The organism is Marinobacter sp. NFXS11 (genome assembly GCF_040148675.1).
In the GTDB taxonomy this organism is placed as follows: Bacteria; Pseudomonadota; Gammaproteobacteria; order Pseudomonadales; family Oleiphilaceae; genus Marinobacter.
The window spans coordinates 1,775,778-1,793,341 of record NZ_JAGDDV010000001.1 but is presented as its reverse complement, the minus strand read 5'-3'; the positions used below and the strand labels follow the sequence as shown (position 1 = coordinate 1,793,341).

General features: G+C 57.7%; 16 protein-coding genes. 11 read left to right on the top strand and 5 right to left on the bottom strand.

The window, feature by feature from the left end; genetic code table 11:
- Positions 1–62 precede the first annotated feature (62 nt).
- The gene (locus J3362_RS08385; RefSeq protein WP_041645164.1) at positions 63–782 is read left to right on the top strand and encodes an ABC transporter ATP-binding protein; all 720 of its coding nucleotides are present in this window, start codon (positions 63–65) and stop codon (positions 780–782) included.
- A complete protein-coding gene (locus tag J3362_RS08380; protein WP_349519103.1) occupies positions 782–3,268 on the top strand; it encodes an ABC transporter permease in 2,487 nt (828 codons plus the stop codon). Before J3362_RS08385 ends, J3362_RS08380 begins: the two co-directional genes overlap by 1 nt.
- A gap of 12 nt (positions 3,269–3,280) precedes the next feature.
- Here J3362_RS08380 and J3362_RS08375 read toward each other — a convergent pair whose 3' ends face one another.
- The 4 genes from J3362_RS08375 to J3362_RS08360 all read right to left on the bottom strand — a co-directional run bounded on the left by J3362_RS08375 (position 3,281) and on the right by J3362_RS08360 (position 7,415).
- Positions 3,281–4,063 (bottom strand): substrate-binding periplasmic protein, encoded by a 783-nt coding sequence (locus tag J3362_RS08375; protein ID WP_349519102.1) that lies wholly within the window; start codon positions 4,061–4,063, stop codon positions 3,281–3,283.
- Positions 4,064–4,231: 168 nt separating this feature from the next.
- A complete protein-coding gene (locus J3362_RS08370) occupies positions 4,232–5,419 on the bottom strand; it encodes an iron-containing alcohol dehydrogenase (RefSeq protein WP_014576813.1) in 1,188 nt (395 codons plus the stop codon).
- The gene (locus J3362_RS08365) at positions 5,419–5,964 is read right to left on the bottom strand and encodes a hypothetical protein (RefSeq protein WP_008172020.1); all 546 of its coding nucleotides are present in this window, start codon (positions 5,962–5,964) and stop codon (positions 5,419–5,421) included. Before J3362_RS08365 ends, J3362_RS08370 begins: the two co-directional genes overlap by 1 nt.
- 173 nt (positions 5,965–6,137) lie before the next feature.
- Positions 6,138–7,415, bottom strand: coding sequence for a M48 family metalloprotease (locus tag J3362_RS08360; RefSeq protein WP_008172015.1), 1,278 nt, complete (start codon positions 7,413–7,415; stop codon positions 6,138–6,140).
- A gap of 25 nt (positions 7,416–7,440) precedes the next feature.
- Here J3362_RS08360 and J3362_RS08355 point away from each other — a divergent pair, with 25 nt between their 5' ends.
- The 9 genes from J3362_RS08355 (at position 7,441) to J3362_RS08315 (ending at position 16,414) form a co-directional block, all read left to right on the top strand.
- A complete protein-coding gene (locus J3362_RS08355) occupies positions 7,441–7,566 on the top strand; it encodes a hypothetical protein (protein WP_349519101.1) in 126 nt (41 codons plus the stop codon).
- Positions 7,567–7,613: 47 nt separating this feature from the next.
- Entirely contained in the window at positions 7,614–8,354 is a 741-nt protein-coding gene (locus J3362_RS08350; RefSeq protein WP_349519100.1) for a DUF599 domain-containing protein, read from the top strand.
- An 18-nt stretch (positions 8,355–8,372) separates the two neighbouring features.
- Entirely contained in the window at positions 8,373–8,843 is a 471-nt protein-coding gene (locus J3362_RS08345; RefSeq protein WP_349519099.1) for a PaaI family thioesterase, read from the top strand.
- Positions 8,840–9,274: a PaaI family thioesterase gene (locus J3362_RS08340; protein ID WP_008172009.1), complete on the top strand. Its 435-nt coding sequence runs from the start codon at positions 8,840–8,842 to the stop codon at positions 9,272–9,274. The genes J3362_RS08345 and J3362_RS08340 overlap by 4 nt, the downstream gene beginning before the upstream one ends.
- A gap of 257 nt (positions 9,275–9,531) precedes the next feature.
- Positions 9,532–11,424 carry a molecular chaperone HtpG gene (gene htpG, locus J3362_RS08335; protein WP_014576818.1) on the top strand — a complete coding sequence of 631 codons (1,893 nt, stop codon included), beginning with the start codon at positions 9,532–9,534 and terminating at the stop codon, positions 11,422–11,424.
- 6 nt (positions 11,425–11,430) lie between these two features.
- Entirely contained in the window at positions 11,431–11,649 is a 219-nt protein-coding gene (locus J3362_RS08330) for a DUF2835 domain-containing protein (RefSeq protein ID WP_008172004.1), read from the top strand.
- 365 nt (positions 11,650–12,014) lie between these two features.
- Positions 12,015–14,186: a catalase/peroxidase HPI gene (gene katG / locus J3362_RS08325; protein ID WP_349519098.1), complete on the top strand. Its 2,172-nt coding sequence runs from the start codon at positions 12,015–12,017 to the stop codon at positions 14,184–14,186.
- 137 nt (positions 14,187–14,323) lie between these two features.
- Positions 14,324–15,295, top strand: a complete 972-nt coding sequence (locus tag J3362_RS08320; protein ID WP_349519097.1) for a tRNA dihydrouridine synthase — start codon at positions 14,324–14,326, stop codon at positions 15,293–15,295.
- A gap of 126 nt (positions 15,296–15,421) precedes the next feature.
- The gene (locus tag J3362_RS08315) at positions 15,422–16,414 is read left to right on the top strand and encodes an MBL fold metallo-hydrolase (protein ID WP_349519096.1); all 993 of its coding nucleotides are present in this window, start codon (positions 15,422–15,424) and stop codon (positions 16,412–16,414) included.
- 30 nt (positions 16,415–16,444) lie between these two features.
- Here the strand turns inward: J3362_RS08315 and J3362_RS08310 are convergent, their stop codons facing one another.
- Positions 16,445–17,458, bottom strand: coding sequence for a class I fructose-bisphosphate aldolase (locus J3362_RS08310; RefSeq protein WP_349519095.1), 1,014 nt, complete (start codon positions 17,456–17,458; stop codon positions 16,445–16,447).
- Positions 17,459–17,564: the final 106 nt, after the last annotated feature.

The window sequence follows — 17,564 nt, the reverse complement described above, 5'->3', positions numbered from 1 at the left end:
AGACAACCAATACACCTTTAAGCCGTTTTCGAGACCCAGGATCGGGAGATTCCGTGAATCAGATGACCAATGTTAACCCGGATAGCCAGAGCCCAATGTTACGGGTAGATAACCTGACCCACCGCGTCAGTGTTGAAACCGATACGCTCACGATCTTGCAAGGGGTCACTCTCGAAATCAATCGGGGAGAATCCGTAGCCATTGTCGGGCGCTCCGGTTCTGGTAAAACCACCCTGTTGGGTTTGCTGGCGGGTCTTGATACGCCCAGCGAGGGGACGGTGGAGCTGGACGGCTCGGTGATCAGCAAGCTCAGCGAGGATGAGCGGGCAAAACTCCGCGCACACCGGGTTGGCTTTGTATTCCAGTCTTTCCAGCTTTTGCCGGCGCTTACCGCGCTCGAGAACGTTATGTTGCCGCTGGAACTTGCCGGCATGGCGTCGCCGGAGAAGAGGGCCCGTGAGCTACTGGAACGGGTTGGGCTTGGCGAACGGCTGACCCACACACCCAGACAGCTCTCCGGTGGTGAGCAGCAGCGGGTTGCCATCGCGCGGGCATTTGCGTCTGAGCCGCTGATCCTGTTCGCTGACGAGCCGACGGGTAATCTGGATAACCGCACCGGTCAGGCAGTGTCTGATCTCTTGATGGCGTTGAACCGGGAGCAGGGCACAACGCTGGTGATGGTAACCCACGATGAACACCTGGCGGCTCGCTGTAATCGGCAGTTCCATATTGAAGCCGGCGTTCTGACCGAACCGGAAGCAGCGCAGGAGATGGCGCACTGATGGCTGCTGCAAAAAAACTCATGTCGGTTCGCCGGGACTGGCGGGAACGGGATGTTCGCGTCGTTCTGGCCGCTCTCATCATCGCCGTTGCCACTGTCGCCACCATTGCCCTGTTTGCCAGTCAGCTTCAACGCACCCTGGTTTCTTCAGCCAGCTCGTTCCTGGCAGCGGATCGCCAGCTTGAGGCAGAGAATGGCCGACCGATTCCGGACGCCTGGCTTCAGGAAGCCGCCGATCAGGGCCTGAAAACCGGTCGAATGGTGGAATTCTCCACCATGGTGTTCGGTGACGAGAATTTCCAGCTGGTGTCAGTCAAGGCCGTGAGCAATGAATATCCGCTTCGCGGCGATATCGAAATCCAGCGGGACCCGACCGGTACCCGGGAGCTGGTAGATCAGGGGCCCGGGCCGGGAGAGGTCTGGATCAACCCGCGCTTGCTCAGGCTGCTGGATCTCGAAGTCGGCGAGTCGCTTGAAGTTGGTAATCTGAATCTTACCGTGTCCGGCCTGCTCATCCGGGAGCCGGACGGCGGTTTCCGGCTGTCGGCACTGGCCCCCCGCGTGATGATGCATGTGGATGATGTGGCCGCCACCGGGGTCATCCAGGAGGGCAGCCGGGTTGAATACGTCTACCTGTTTGCCGGTGATGAAGCTGCGCTGGAATCGTACTACCAATGGTTGGAACCCAGACTCGAACCCAGTCATGAATGGGCGGGTGTCCGGGATGGCGAGACCTTCTCGCGCTCACTCGAGCGAGCCGAGCGATTCCTGCTGTTGGGTGGCAGTCTTGCAGTCCTGCTTGCCGCCGTGGCCGTGGCTGTGGCGAGTCGTCAGTATGCCCTTTCCCAGCGCGATACCGTGGCACTTCTGAAAACGCTGGGGCTCAGCGGTGCAGGTATTGGCGGTCTGTACCTCAAGCGCCTCGCGCTCTGGGGTGTCACCGGGATCGTGGGCGGACTGCTGGTCGCGATGCCGCTGTACTGGTTGCTGATTCACATGCTGAGCCAGGTGCTTGAGCGCCCGGTGGAATTTCAGCTCGATCCGTCTGCATTGGTGCCCGCCTTGCTGACGGCACTGGTCTCTCTGTTTGCGTTTGCCTATCCTCCCGTTCGCAGGCTTCGCAATGTTCCGGCGATGCGTGTACTGCGCAGCCAGCCCGGTGAAACCGGGCGCGAGGCCCTGCCGGATATGATAATTGCCATTGTGGCGGTTTTCGGGCTTGTGTGGATGTATGCGGGCGAACTTGCCCTGGTGGTTTCCCTTCTGGGGGGGCTTGCGTTGCTGCTCGGGGCACTTGGCCTGTTGGGTTGGCTGTTGGTTGCAACACTGCGCAAGGTTCGCGGCGGTGGTAACGCTTGGCGTTTGGCCCTGGTGGGGCTGTACCGGCATCGCCGGGCCAGTCTTTCCCAGATTGCTGTATTTGCGATGACGTTGATGCTGGCGGCCACGCTGATATTGGTGCGTACCTCTTTGTTGACAGACTGGCAGGCCCAGTTGCCGGATGACGCACCCAATCATTTCCTGATCAATATTGCACCGGAAGCGGTCGAGGACGTCGATTCGTTCTGGCAGGAGCGTGGCCAGCCACTGGACAAACTTTACCCGATGGTTCGAGGACGCTTGACCGAACTCAATGGTCAGCCAGTCAAGGAAACGGTCAGCAAGGATGAGAATGTTAACGCTCTCAACCGTGAACTGAACCTGACCTGGATGTCGGCCTTGCCGGACGACAACGAGATAGTCGAGGGCGCCTGGTTTGGTGAAAACCAGAAGGAAGGTGTCTCGGTGGAAGCGGAGCTGGCCGGAAAGCTGGGACTGTCACTGGGCGACGAACTGACGTTCACCATTGGCTCGGAAAAGGTGACAGAAGCCGTCACCAGTATTCGGACGGTCCAGTGGGACAGCATGAAGCCCAATTTCTACATGGCGTTCCCGCCGGAGGGCGGGCTCACCGAGATGCCCGCGACCTGGATTACCAGTTTTTACCTGCCCAAGGACAAGAAAGATGCCCTGAATGAATTTTCCCGGCAGTTCCCGACGGTTTCCGTTCTGGAAATTGATCATGTGATTGAGCGGATCCAGGAGATCGTCCGGCAGGTCACCCAGGCGATTGAAGCCATTCTGGCGTTGATCCTTGCCGCCGCGCTTGTGGTGATGGCTGCAGTCGTCAGTGCGACGCTTCAGGATCGACAGCGGGAAGGCGCGCTGCTGCGAACCCTGGGCGGACGCCAGAGGTTGCTGGTTCGCAGTACCATGCTCGAATTTGCGTTGCTGGGTGGTTTCGCAGGTGTGCTCGGAGTGGTCGCCGCCGAGGCGGCAGTCTGGGCGCTTCAGTTCAGGATGTTCGAGGGCACGTTCCAGTGGCACTGGCACGTGGTGCTGCCGATTCCAATCGTCAGCGCCGTTGTTCTTGCCCTGTTCGGCCGCTGGCAGCTACGGCCGGTGTTGAGTGTATCGCCGATGCTGTTGTTGCGACGCCTCGAGTAGCGCCGGGCGGCTTCAGCGGTAGTTGGCGAGAATCGCATCCAGCTCGCCATTCGCCTTCATCTTCGCCAGTTCTTCGTTGAACTGGCTGGCAAAGGACTGCCAGTCTTTCCGCAGCATCAGCCGGAACCCGTAATTGCTGATGCTTTCGTTGCTGATGTCGAAATGCTGCCGCAGCCCCTCGTTTCTGAGAATCCACTTTCCGACGAGCCGGTCGGCGACCGCGGCGTCGAAGCGGTCACCGTGCAGTACGAAGGTGAACATGTCCTTGTCTCTGGAAACATCAAAGCGGCGAATCCGACCTTCCTGGAAGTAGGGCTCAAGCAGCGGATATCGGTAGCCGAGATGGGTGACAATGGTTTTGGAGATCAGATCGTCCGGGCTTTCGAAGTAAAAGCTGGATTGTGCTGGTACAAAAAACACTTCCTCGATGTCGACTATCGCATCGGTAAACAGGAATTTCTCCGGGTCGTCCGCCCACTCGCGAGCCCTTGGTGTGGCATCGATGTATCCATCAAGGAGCATCTGATCTACACGTTTACGGGGGATTTGCTCAGCGATTACCCGGTATCCGAGCCTCTGGGCTACCTCGGACACCACATCCCACATGATTCCTGATGGTTGGCTCTGGTTACCGATGAGATAGGGCGGGTAACCATTGGGCGAAATATTGAAACGGAAAACCTTTTGTTCGCCAGGGGCATCCTGTGAAGCAAAAACTGACGAGGAAAGTGCAGTCAGTACAAGAAGAAGGATGCCAAAAGTGGCACTAATGGGGCGGGGATATCGGTTTTGCATGTGATGGGGCTCTCTACGGAACGGTACTGTAGGTGGATAATGAACCCGGCTATCATCCCTGCCAGAATTGCTTGATTCTCCTCTCTTGCTTGATCAATTTCAATGATATGAATTCTATCTTCACCCAACGAAAACGCCGGGGACCAGGCAAGGCCCCCGGCGAAACGGTCACGCCCAGGCGCGGCGCAGAACCGAGCGGGCATCCTCCAGCGTTACTTCCTTCGGATTAAACATGATGGAACCATCATCCAACGCCATTTCGGCGATATGATCCAGCTGTGCCTCGGTCACCTTACCGGTTTCCTTGAGTGTCCGGGGCAGCTGGCAGCGCTTGTACAAAGCATCCCGCAACTTCCGGATCGCGGAAATACTGGCCTCTGCACGCCGGCTTGCCGGTGTTGCTGCAAAGACTTCGGGGCCCTCGAGGTACAGCAAAAGTTCACCCAGGGGTTCCCGGATGGTTTCAAGGTTGTACTCCAGCGCATAGGGCAAATAAAGGCTCATGCAAAGGCCGTGGGGCAGGTGACAGACGGCACCGGTGGCGTGCCCCAGGGCGTGCACCAGACCCACCATGGAGTTGGAGAAGGCGATGCCCGCCATGGTCGACGCCTGCGCCAGTTCCAGTCGTCCATCGCTGTCTTTCGGGTTGTCCATGACCTGAAGAAGCGACTGGCTGATTTTCTTGATGGCCGCGGTCGCGTAAGCGTCACTCAATGGGTTTTTCGCCATGCAGGTGAACGCTTCGGTTGCGTGGGTCATGGCGTCCATGGCTGTCGCGGCAGTAATGTGCGGCGGCAGGGTGAGGGTCATGCGCGGGTCAATGATGGCCGCGTTTGGCAGCAGGAACGACGACGTGAAGGGCAGCTTGACGCCCTTGGCTTCATCGGTGATGACCGCAACCGATGTAACTTCCGAACCGGTCCCGGCTGTTGTCGGCACCACGAAGAAGGGCTTGAGCGGATGCTTGAGCACACCGGCACCGCTGTACTTGGCGATATCGTCACCACCCTCGGAAACCAGGATGTTGACGGCCTTGCCGGTATCGATCGCCGAACCGCCGCCCACGGCGATGATGGAGTCGCACTTTTCCTGACGATAGATGCCGGCGATATCGCGTACCACCGTGGTCGAGGAGTCGGGCGGAACGTCATCATAGATGGTGGTTATTTCCAGCCCGCTTTCCTCGCAAGCTGCGATCACGGGTTCCAGGAGGCCCGCAGCCCGCACGCCCTTGTCGGTTACGATCATTGGCCGCTTGGCAGCCATTCCGGTCAGCTCGTAAGGGATGTGTTCAAGGGCAGCCTTGCCGGCAATGACTTTTACCGGGCAGAAGAACTCATAGTATTTATTGGTCATCACGCTCTCACTGTCTCAACGAAATTGGTGGCAACTTTCAGGTAAATGCGCGCGGCGCTGATCAGCTTTTCCGGCAGGTGGAGGTCGGCCGGGTATTCCTTTACGGCGCGCTCGGCGACCATTTTCGGCAGGATGAAGGACTCAAGCCGGTTCAGTACCCGCGTCATCCGCACGGCATAGCTGATGTCGCCATCCACCAGCATGCGGTCATTGGCGAAAGCCACTGATGTTTTTTCCTGGAAAGACAGCACCAGGAAAGCGTGGGCGATGTGCTTGAACTGAATCGACAGGTCGATCGGCCGTGGGGCCTTGTCACCGTGGTAACGGAAACGCCCCTGGCCGGTATGCTCGACGATCAGCTTTGAGCCATCCGGCATCACCATCATCTCGAACAGGAAACCGTCAGGCAGTGCCCGGGCTTCGTTCTGAACCTTCTCGTCCACCTCGCTCACAGCTTGCAGGGCTCGCCCCATCACCTGGAACATCAGTTCCACGTACAGTCGGCGCGCCTGGAAGACCATGGGCTGGATACGTTTCGCTAGCATGTCCGTCATCCAATCGTTGTTGATGTCATCTGATTTTTAGAGTTATTGCTCTAAAAGTCAATGGAGGCGATGACAGAAGATGTGCGTCAGACCGGCAATCTTGATCCCGGGCAATAAAAAGGCCGGAACCCCTCGGGACTCCGGCCTTCTAAAGTCAACGATTCCGGCGGCAATTATTGCGTGAGTGCCGCCAGTTTACGTTTGGCCTCTTCAGCTACGTCTCCACCGGCTTCGGCGGCCTTGCTGTAATAGGCAATGGCTTCATTCCGGTTATTCTGTTTTACCGCAACATCGCCCAGTCGCAGGAAGGCAATGGAAGTGGGGACGGTTTCATTGGCTTTGGTCAGATTCTCCCTGGCCTTGTCCAGATTGTTGAGCCTCAGAGCATTCAGGCCATTGTAAAGGCGATACTTGAACATCTCGGGGTAGAGCTCCACCGCCTTTTCAAAGTCGGCCGCGGCCTTCTCTGTTTCCTTCTGGTCCTGATAAATGCGGCCGCGAAGGGCATAGAACATGGCTTCCCGTGGCAGCAGACGGATGGCTTCGTTGATCTTGTCCAGCGCAGGCTTCATCTCGCCTTTGGAGGCCAGCTCCATGGCTTTGTCATGGGCATCGTAAGCCGGTTGCAGCGAGCGGAGTTTGGCCATCTTGCGTTCATAGACGTCCTCACCGCGGTAGCCGCCCGCGCCAACCTTCTGCACCAGTTCGCGGTTCTCCTGCACGCGTTTCGCTGAGGGGGGATGGGTCGCGAACAGGCCATCAATGAAACTGGACTGACGCCCTTCGGATAGTTTCAGGAACAGCTCCTGAAGCTCCACTGCTGCCTGTGGGTCATAGCCAGCTTCTTTCATGTAGAGAATGCCGTAGTGGTCGGATTCGAGTTCATCGCCCTGGCTGTATTGCGCCAGCGCAAGTTGCGCCCCAAGGGCAGCACCACCCATGATCAGACCAGCCCATTCGTTGTCCGACAGGGCAAAGCCAAGTCCGGCAACGCCGGCGCTGATCAGCATTCCCTGCTGCATGCGCTGAACACTGTGCCGGGCTGCCGCATGAACAATCTCGTGCCCCAGAACCGAGGCAAGCTGAGCCTCGTCGTCAAGCTCTGTCAGAAGGCCACGGTTAATGGCGATCTTGCCTCCGGGAAGGGCCCAGGCATTCGGTACACTGCTGTTCAGAACCACGAATTCGTAGGGCAGGTCCGGTCTGTCGCTGACCCTGGCCATTTTCTGGCCAACCTCGCTCACATAGAGCGTCAGCTCCGGGTCCACATAAAACCGACCGCCCTGGGTTTGCTGGGTGGGCACGTACTGCTCGGCGCCCATGGCGAGCTCCTGGCTTTCACCGATCAGCGAAAGCTGATTTTCCCCGGTAACCGGATTGACCGAGCAGCCGCTGAGTGTCAGTGCCAGCGCAATGGCTACCAGGCTGTTTTTAATGGCAGACAGGTTCACAGTAAGCTCCCTTTTGGATGATGCGATGTCGGGTACGTTCAAAACAGTTGCCCGCTTCCTGAATGGGCAGTTTATAGCACATGATCGGCTATCAGTGGATGACCGCAACCTGCCCGGCGGTGGTGACGAGCAGGCCCTTGGCGTATCATAAGCGACTGTTCCCGCTCTGTTTCACCAACTTCGCACCCAAGGCAACCCATGAGTAATTTACTCGAACTGATCGCTTTGCTCTGGTTCCTCGTCTGCTGGCTGGGCTATACCGAATACTCCAAACGCCGCGCCGCGGACCGTCCCTGCCTGTCCAACACCCTCGACCTGTACCGGGAGGACTGGATGCGCGTCATGTTGCGGCGGGAAAACCGGATTGCCGATGCGTCTGTGGTCGGAAACCTGGAGCGCAACGGTGCGTTTTTCGCCTCCAGCTGCCTGCTGATTCTCGCGGGTATTATCACTGCCCTGGGCTACACCCAGGAAGTAATGGAAGTATTCAGTACCATGCCCTTCGGCACATTGCCGACCCGTGAAATCTGGGAACTTCGCATGGTGGTGCTGCTGGTGGTCTTTATCTACGCCTTTTTCAAATTCACCTGGTCCATGCGGATGTACAACTTTGTGTCGGTGATGGTGGGCAGTGCTCCTCCGCCAGACGACACTAAAACCAGCCCCGCTGGCAGGGAGGCGTTTGCACGAAGTGCCGGCAACATCTGCAATCTTGCCGGCGATGCCTTTAACCTGGGGCTGCGGTCCTACTATTACGCACTTGCCGTGGTAGGCTGGTTTATCCACCCGATTGTCTTCATGGGGGCGTCCACGCTGGTTGTTATTGTTCTCTATCGACGCGAGTTCTGTTCTACGGCGCTGGAGGCATTGAGAGCAGGGAAGGTGTTCGAGGAGCCACTGCCTGGCAAGGCGGAAAACAGCCCAAAACCCAAAAGCTGATCCACAGGTTGAATCCGAATGAACGATGATATCCGACGGAAACGGGTTAGCCGTTTTATAGCCACCCTCAACCAGGCCAGAGAGCTTGGCCTGTCGGTTACCGAAGCCATAGAAGGCAGCCTGACACTGTGCCTGCCCTACAGTGATCGCATTATCGGTAACCCGGATACCGGTGTGATTCATGGCGGGGCCATCACCACCCTGATGGATACCACGTCAGGGTGCGTGATCCTCTGTGCCCTGGAAGATTTTGAACTCTGCCCGACGCTGGACCTGCGCGTGGACTACATGCGCCCGGCCCAGCCCCGCAAGCCGGTTTATGCCCGGGCTGAAACCTACCGGGTAACCCGGAACATCATTTTTACCCGCTGTGAGGCGTACCAGGAAGGCGGTGAAACCATCGCCAACTGCGTGGCGACCTTCATGCGCATCGGGAAGGATGCCAGCCCGAAACATTACCGGGACCTGATTACCGGAGGTGAAGAATGACCGATCCTGAAATCCTGCGTTACACCCAGGAGACCGGTGACTTCAGCCGCATGCTCAGCAGCATTCCCTACGCCACCTGGATAGGTCTTCAGTGTGAGCAGTTTGGAGACGACCTGATTTTCCGTCTGCCCTGCAAAGACTCCAACCTGGGTAACCCCATCCTGCCGGCCATCCACGGTGGCGTGATCGGTGGCTTCATGGAGATGTCTGCCAATATCTACCTGATCATGTCCCAGGAAAGTCTGCGCATGCCCCGTATCGTCGACTTTTCCCTGGATTATCTCCGGGCGGGCCTCAACCGGGAAACCTACGCCGAATGTCGCCTGACACGGCAGGGCAACCGCGTTGCCAACGTGATGGTCAGCGCCTGGCAGAAATCTCGTTCGCAACCCATTGCGACTGCAAGGGCGCACTTCCTCCTCGAAGACTGATCTTGCCCATACTCCGGGGCTTGAAATGCCCCGGTGTGCCCCCATTTTTTTGGACAGCGAGAGCTCAATAGCCTGGTGGCGCGGGTATGAAAGGCTTTCCAAAACCGTGCGGAGCCATGGATGGCGGAGCCGAGCGTACATGGATGTATTCACAGCGTGTTTTGGAAAGCCTTTCCTGCCCGTGCCGCTCCACGAATCATGAGGTAACTCGGGCGCCCCTATTCGCCCGTTTATTTGTATCAGGAGACATAAACGCCATGACGGTTGAAGCCAATAAAGAGACGCTTGGATTCCAGACCGAAGTGAAGCAGCTGCTTCACCTGATGATTCACTCGTTGTATTCCAACAAGGAAATCTTCCTTCGTGAGCTGATTTCCAACGCTTCAGATGCCGAAGACAAACTGCGTTTCGCAGCGCTGAAGGATGACAGCCTGTATGAAAGCGATCCTGAGCTGAAGATTCGCCTGGATTTTGACGAAGAGGCGAATACCGTCACGCTGACCGACAACGGTATCGGTATGACCCGTGACGATGTTATCCAGAATCTGGGTACCATTGCCCGTTCCGGTACGGCTGAATTCCTCCAGCAGTTGTCCGGCGATGAGAAGAAGGACAGCAAGCTGATCGGTCAGTTCGGTGTTGGGTTCTATTCGGCGTTTATTGTGGCCGACAAGGTGGATGTATTTACCCGCCGCGCGGGTGCGCCTGCAGAAGAAGGTGTGCATTGGGAGTCCAAGGGTGACGGCGAGTTTTCCATCGAGCAGGTCAATCTGGATAACCGCGGCACCCAGATCGTCCTGCATCTGAAGCCAGACGCCAAGGAATTCGCCAACGGCTGGAAGCTGCGCAGTCTGGTGAAGAAGTACTCGGATCATATTTCCTTCCCGGTTGTCATGAAGGCCGAATCCGACGAAGGTGAGAAGAAGGACGAGTACGAAACCGTTAACGATGCGACAGCGCTCTGGACACTCCCCCGTACCGAGATCAAGGACGAGGAGTACAAGGAGTTCTACAAGCACATCGCCCACGATTTTGAAGACCCGCTCACCTGGTCCCACAACAAGGTGGAAGGCAAGCTGGATTACACCAGCCTGCTGTATATCCCGGCCCGTGCACCGTTTGATCTGTACAACCGTGAAGCGCCTCGTGGCCTGAAACTGTACGTGCAGCGCGTGTTCATCATGGACGACGCCGAGCAGTTCCTGCCGCTTTACCTTCGTTTTGCCAAGGGTGTGATTGATTCCAACGATCTGTCCCTCAACGTGTCACGTGAGATCCTGCAGAACGACAGCACCGTGGAAAGCATCCGCACCGCGCTCACCAAGCGGGTCCTCGATATGCTGTCCAAGCTGGCCAAGAAGGATTCCGAGCAGTATCAGAAGTTCTGGGGGGAGTTCGGCACGGTATTGAAAGAAGGCCCGGCGGAAGATTTCAGCAACCGCGAGAAAATTGCCGGCCTGCTGCGCTTCGCCTCCACCCACACCGGGGAAAGCACACAGAACGTGTCGCTGGATGACTACATCGGCCGGATGAAGGAAGGGCAGAAAAAGCTTTACTACATCACCGCCGACAACTTCACAGCCGCCAAGAGCAGCCCGCATCTGGAAGTGTTCCGCAAGAAGGGCATTGAGGTGCTGATCCTTACAGATCGCATCGACGAGTGGATGATGGGTTACCTCAGCGAATACGACGGCAAGCAGTTGCAGGATGTTGCCCGTGGCGACCTGGACCTGGGCGAGGTCGAGACCGAGGAAGACAAGAAGCACAAGGAAGAGGCGGCTGAAGAGCACAAGGACCTGCTGGAGCGCATCAAGAATGCCCTGAGCGACCGGGTGCAGGAGGTGCGTGTAACCAACCGCCTGACCGATTCACCGGCCTGTCTGGTGGTGGGCGATTTCGATATGGGCGCCCAGATGAAGAAGATCATGGAAGCGGCCGGCCAGAAAGTACCGGACAGCAAACCGATCTTCGAGATCAATGTTGATCATCCGCTGGTCCAGCGACTGGAAAGCGAGAAGGGCGAAGAGCGGTTCAACGAGCTCTCTGCCGTTATCCTGGACCAGGCCACCCTGGCCAGCGGTGAGCAACTCCCGGACCCCGGTGCCTATGTCACCCGTCTGAACCGCCTGCTGCTTGAACTGGCGAACTGATCGCCAATGCAGCAGATTATTGTGGATATCAGCATCAGCCCTGATGAGTGGATCAAGCTCTATCAGGGCGTTGCCACAGATGTTCACACCACGGCCCGGGACGGACGCTCTGTCCGATTCCCGGCCCGTATCCTTTCCCGTTTTTACCTTCGCGATGGCATTCGCGGCAGTTTCCGCATCGTCTTTGACGACGCCGGCAAGTTTTCATCCATTGAGCGGCTCTGACCGCCCAGAGCTTCATCCATAAATAAAAACTCTCACAAATTTATTTTTAATTAATTGTATTGCGCCATCGGTCCCGCGCTACGGTGGAGCTGTTCTCGTTAGGCAGGAGCAGATCCATGTCCAATGTAATGTCACTCAGTCGTTCAATCGCATGGCCGGACTTTCTAGACATTCTGGCGAGATATTCAAGTGATTACGCTTGTGCCCAGTAAGGCAGAGAACCCGCAAGCATTGCGGGAAATCCTATAGGCGCACGCTATCCGGGACATAAGAAATACTCAGAGCAGATTATTGGGTGTGTCCTATAGTTAGAAGTGCCTGAATCAAAGCAGTGTCGTTTTGCCAACCCCAATGAGGAGAGAAAAATGACAGACAACAACAGTGCGGGCGGAAAGTGTCCCGTAATGCACGGTTCAAACACTCAGGAAAAAGCCGATGTAGCCGGCTGGTGGCCTGAGAACCTCAATCTCGACATCCTTCATCAGCACGACCGCAAAACCAATCCTCTCGGTGAAGACTTCGACTACCGGGAAGAAGTCAAAAAGCTTGATCACGAAGCCCTTGAAAAAGACATGCACGAGCTGATGACCAACAGTCAGGAATGGTGGCCTGCCGATTGGGGGCATTACGGCGGCCTGATGATTCGACTGGCGTGGCACGCCGCTGGTACCTATCGCCTGGCCGACGGTCGTGGTGGTGCCGGCACCGGTAACCAGCGGTTCGCTCCGCTGAACTCCTGGCCCGACAACGGCAACCTCGACAAGGCACGCCGCCTTCTGTGGCCGCTCAAGAAAAAATACGGCAACAAGGTGAGCTGGGCCGACCTGTTTATCCTGGCCGGTAATGTTGCCTATGAGTCGTTTGGCCTGAAGACCTTTGGTTTCTCTTATGGCCGCGAGGACATCTGGCATCCGGAAAAAGACATCTACTGGGGTGCGGAAAAAGAGTGGTTGGCGCCGTCTGACAGCCGTTATGAAGACGTCGACAAGCCCGACACCATGGAGAACCCGCTCGCTGCAGTGCAGATGGGCCTGATTTATGTGAATCCTGAGGGCGTGAACGGTGTGCCGGATCCGCAGAAGACCGCGGAGCAGGTGAGAACGACCTTTGCCCGCATGGCGATGAACGATGAAGAAACCGCAGCGCTGACCGCTGGCGGCCATACGGTGGGCAAGGCTCACGGTAATGGCGACGCCGATGCCCTCGGCCCGGAGCCGGAAGGGGCTGACGTTGAAACCCAGGGCTTTGGCTGGATGAACCCGAACCTCGACGGCAAGGCGACCAACGCGGTTACCTCTGGCATCGAAGGTGCCTGGACCTCGAATCCGACCAAGTTCGACATGGGCTACTTTGATCTGCTGTTTGGCTACGAGTGGCAGCTGACCAAGAGCCCGGCTGGTGCAAACCAGTGGGAGCCGATCGACATCAAAGAAGAGCACATGCCGGTTGATCCGACTGATCCGTCCGTCCGTCGCAAGCCGATGATGACCGATGCCGACATGGCAATGAAGGTAGATCCGAAGTACCGCGCAATCTGCGAGAAGTTCATGGCAGATCCCGAGTACTTCAAAGACTGCTTCGCCCGTGCCTGGTTCAAGCTGACCCACCGCGACATGGGGCCCAAGTCCCGCTACATCGGACCGGGTGTGCCTGATGAAGATCTGATCTGGCAGGATCCTGTTCCCCAGGGCGAGACCAATTATATTGAGGAAGTGGTCAAGCAGAAGATTGCCGGGGCCGGATTGAGCCTGAACGAGCTGATCTGCACCGCCTGGGACAGTGCCCGTACGTTCCGCGGCTCAGACATGCGTGGTGGTGCAAACGGTGCTCGGATTCGCCTGGCGCCCCAAAAGGACTGGGAGGGTAACGAGCCCGATCGTCTGGATAAGGTGCTGAAGGTTTACGAGCAGATTTCGGCTGACACTGGCGCCAGCGTTGCTGACGTGATTGTGCTTGGCGGTAACCTTGGCATCGAGATGGCAGCCAAAGCAGCCGGCCACGAGGTTCACGTTCCCTTCCTGAAGGGCCGTGGCGATGCCACCGACGAGATGACGGATGCCGAATCCTTCGATCCGATGGAGCTGCTGGCTGATGGCTTCCGCAACTGGCAGAAGAAGGACTACGTGGTCAAGCCGGAAGAAATGCTTCTGGATCGTGCCCAGCTGATGGGACTGACTGCGCCTGAAATGACCGTCCTGCTGGGTGGCATGCGGGTGCTGGGTACCAACTACGGCGGCACCAAGCACGGCGTATTCACCGATCGCGTTGGCCAGTTGACCAATGATTTCTTCGTAAATCTGACTGATATGTCGAATCGTTGGGAGCCGACTGGCAAGAACTCGTACAACATCGTGGATCGCAACAGTGGCAATACCAAGTTCACTGCGACCCGTGTTGATCTCGTGTTCGGTTCCAACTCGATCCTGCGTGCCTACGCAGAAGTGTATGCCCAGGACGACAACGAAGAGAAGTTCGTGAAAGACTTCGTTGCAGCCTGGACCAAGGTCATGAACGCCGACCGGTTCGACGTCGAATAAGACCTGCAAGCAAGCGATTGGACACCCCGGTTTCGGGGTGTCCGTCTATCAACTTCCCGCCAAATTCCTTACAATCCGCTCCGTCTGATTTTTGATCAGTCTCACCCCGAACAGACCCTGTAATTGCTGGAGCACTCATGCGCATCATTCTCGCCCCGATGGAAGGGCTGGTTGACGCACCCATCCGTGAAACCCTGACCGGGGTAGGCGGCATCGACCGTTGCGTAACGGAATTCGTTCGTGTCACCCATGGCATGCTGCCACCGAGAGTGTTCTACAAATACGCCCCCGAATTATACAACCGGTCGCTCACTCAAGTGGGCACTCCCGTTGCCGTTCAGCTGCTGGGCTCAGACCCTCACCAGATGGCGCGCCACGGTGTGCGTGCGGCAGAACTCGGCGCCACCCAGGTGGATATCAACTTTGGTTGCCCGGCCAAAACGGTAAACAAGCACAAGGGTGGCTGTGTGTTGATGCGCGAGCCGGAGCTCATGCATGAGATCGTGGCTGCTGTGCGTCAGGCTTTGCCAGCGAATGTGCCGGTCACAGCCAAGATGCGGCTGGGGTATGACGACCGATCCATGGGTGTGGCTTGTGCCCAGGCGTTGGAAGCGGCAGGCGCGGCGGAGATTGTCATTCATGCCCGCAGCAAAGTAGACGGGTATAAGCCGCCGGCCTATTGGGAGGAAATCGCCCGGGCCCGGGAAGCTGTCAAAACCCACATAATTGCCAATGGCGAAATCTGGAGTGTCGCGGACTACTGGCGTTGCCGTGAGGTGTCTGGCTGCGATGACGTGATGATTGGGCGTGGCTTGATCGCCCGGCCAGACCTCGCCCGGCAGATCAAGGCCAGCCAGCAGGGCGAAACGGTGCCGGATATGACCTGGCCGGAAGCTGTCGCCCTGGTTCGTGAGTACGCTACGGTTCTGCAGGGCTGGCTTGAGGACCGCTATGTGACCGGTCGAATCAAACAATGGCTTAACTTTCTCCGCCAGGGTTTCGCCGAGGCAGAGGCGCTCTGGCCCGAGGCCCGGAAAATCCGTCAGGTGGGGCCCATGATGGCATGCCTGGAACAGCGGGTTATCCTGACGGACTCCCGCGCTGCCTGATTCTCATTCAAGCGCACTCACTCAATCCCCACGCGTTGACCTTCCCGCCGCCTAAACTGGTATCAACGGGCTTGTCGTTCGTATCAATACCGGTACCAACAAAAAACGAGTGGGAGGACGAACAACATGTTCAGAGCAGGTTTGCGCAACACGATGGCCTCTGCCGGAGTGTCTGTCTGTATGCTATTCGGCGCCGCTATGCCGGCTGCTGCAGACGACCACGTGGTAAAAGTCACACCCCTGGGTAGCCACGATGGTGAGTTCTGTGGCCGGGACCGGGCGCTGGTCTTTGAAGATCCCAACGGCACCCGAATTCTCTATGACGCCGGCAGAACGGTCGCCGGTCCGGATGATCCCCGACTGGGCAAAATTGATGTTGTTCTGGTTTCCCACATGCATGGGGACCATGTGGGTGATCAGCGCATCAGCAAGACCAATCAGGGCACTTGCGGGTCTCCGGACACCGGCGTTTCAACATTGCCACAATCCAACACTGTTGATATTGCGGTAAAACACGGTTCAAAAATTGTTACGGGTAGCGAAATGCCCGCCTTCTTTGCTGCCAAGCTGAAAGATGCCGGCGGTGACCCTGCAAACTCGCTGTTGGTTCGGTTCGGTGGCGAGCGTGAGGTTGGCGGCGTGGCAATTACGACCGTGCCAGCTGTGCACAGCAATGGCGTATCGCCTTCGTTCCTCACCGGGCCACTGGCAGAGTATCTGGCTGCCGCGGGTGTTGGCGCCAGTGTTGGACCACCCACGGGCTATGTGCTCAGGTTCTCCAATGGCCTGGTGGTCTACCTGTCCGGTGACACTGGCATTACTGCCGAGCAAAGGCTGGTCGTGAAGGATCACTACGGTGCGGGACTTGTGGTGATGAACATCGGTGATACGTTCACCACCGGACCGAAACAGGCCGCCTACGTAATCAATGACCTCGTGCAACCGAAGGCGGTTATCGCCTCCCACGCCAACGAACCTGCGACCTCCGGTGGCATGGTGCAGGAAGGAACGCGCACGGCTCTGTTCCGGGATTCAGTGACAGTGCCGGTTCATGTGCCCCTCAGTGGCCGCACCATGGCGTTCAATGGCATGGCGAGCTGCGTCTCCGGCTGCAACTAAGGGAACACGGGCACGCAGGGCTGTTGCCGGTCAGTCTTCCATCTCCGGTCGGTAATGGCCCGCGCGAGCGGCACCGTTCAGGCGGGCCCGCTTCAGCATTGCTGCCTGAGCCTCCGGACCATTGTCCAGATTGCCTGCCCAGGCCTTCTGTGCCGGTTCCTGCAAAGCCCGTCCGTAAGAGAAGCTCAACTCCCAGGGCTGCGCGCCCATGCTGTTCATGGCGTTCAGATTGAGAGTGGCTTCTTCCGGTGTCTGGCCGCCCGAGAGGAAGAAAATGCCGGGTACCGCAGCCGGTACCGCCCTGCGAAAAACATCGAGAGTCGCTGTCGCCACGGCTTCCGGGGATGCCTTCGGGCTTTCCTTGCCCGGCGTCACCATGCTGGGTTTGAGGATCATGTATTCCAGTGCCACCTTGTGTCGGTAAAGGGCGTGGAACACCTCCCGAATCACCGCCTCGCTGACTTCCGCGCAGCGCTCAATGGAATGGTTGCCATCAATCAGTACTTCCGGCTCAACGATCGGCACGATACCCAGGGACTGGCAGATCGCCGCATAGCGGGCGAGAACCTCGGCATTCGCCTCGATCGCCTGCCGTGAGGGCAGGGTGTCCGATATATGGAACACATCCCGCCACTTGGCGAACCGGGCCCCCTGGTTTTTGTAGATTTCCAGGCGGTCCTCCAGACCATCCAGGCCAAAGGTGATTTCATCACCGGGGGCATTCACAAGAGGGCCTTTGCCCTTGTCTACCTTGATGCCCGGCACAATGCCTTTGCTGGCCAGCAGCTTTGGCATGGGAACACTATCCAGGCTCTGCTGGCCGAGAGTCTCTTCAAACAGAATGACCCCGCTGATGAATTCTCCGAGCCCGGAAGCCGAGAAAATAAGGCTTCGGTACTCCCGGCGCATATCTTCGCTCGACTCCACGCCAACGGCCTTGAAACGCTTGGCAATGGTCGGGTGGCTTTCATCCGCCGCGAGAATTCCCTTGCCGGGCTGAACCAGTTCCCGGACGGTAGAGTTGAGTTCTTCCTGAATGGTCATGGTGAGCTCCTGGTTGATCCTTGAGAGTCTGTTGGTCGTTCGGCCCGCCACTCTATTGTAGACGTTGAATAGCGGTCTGGAATTTGATCTGCGCTAAGGCAGAAAC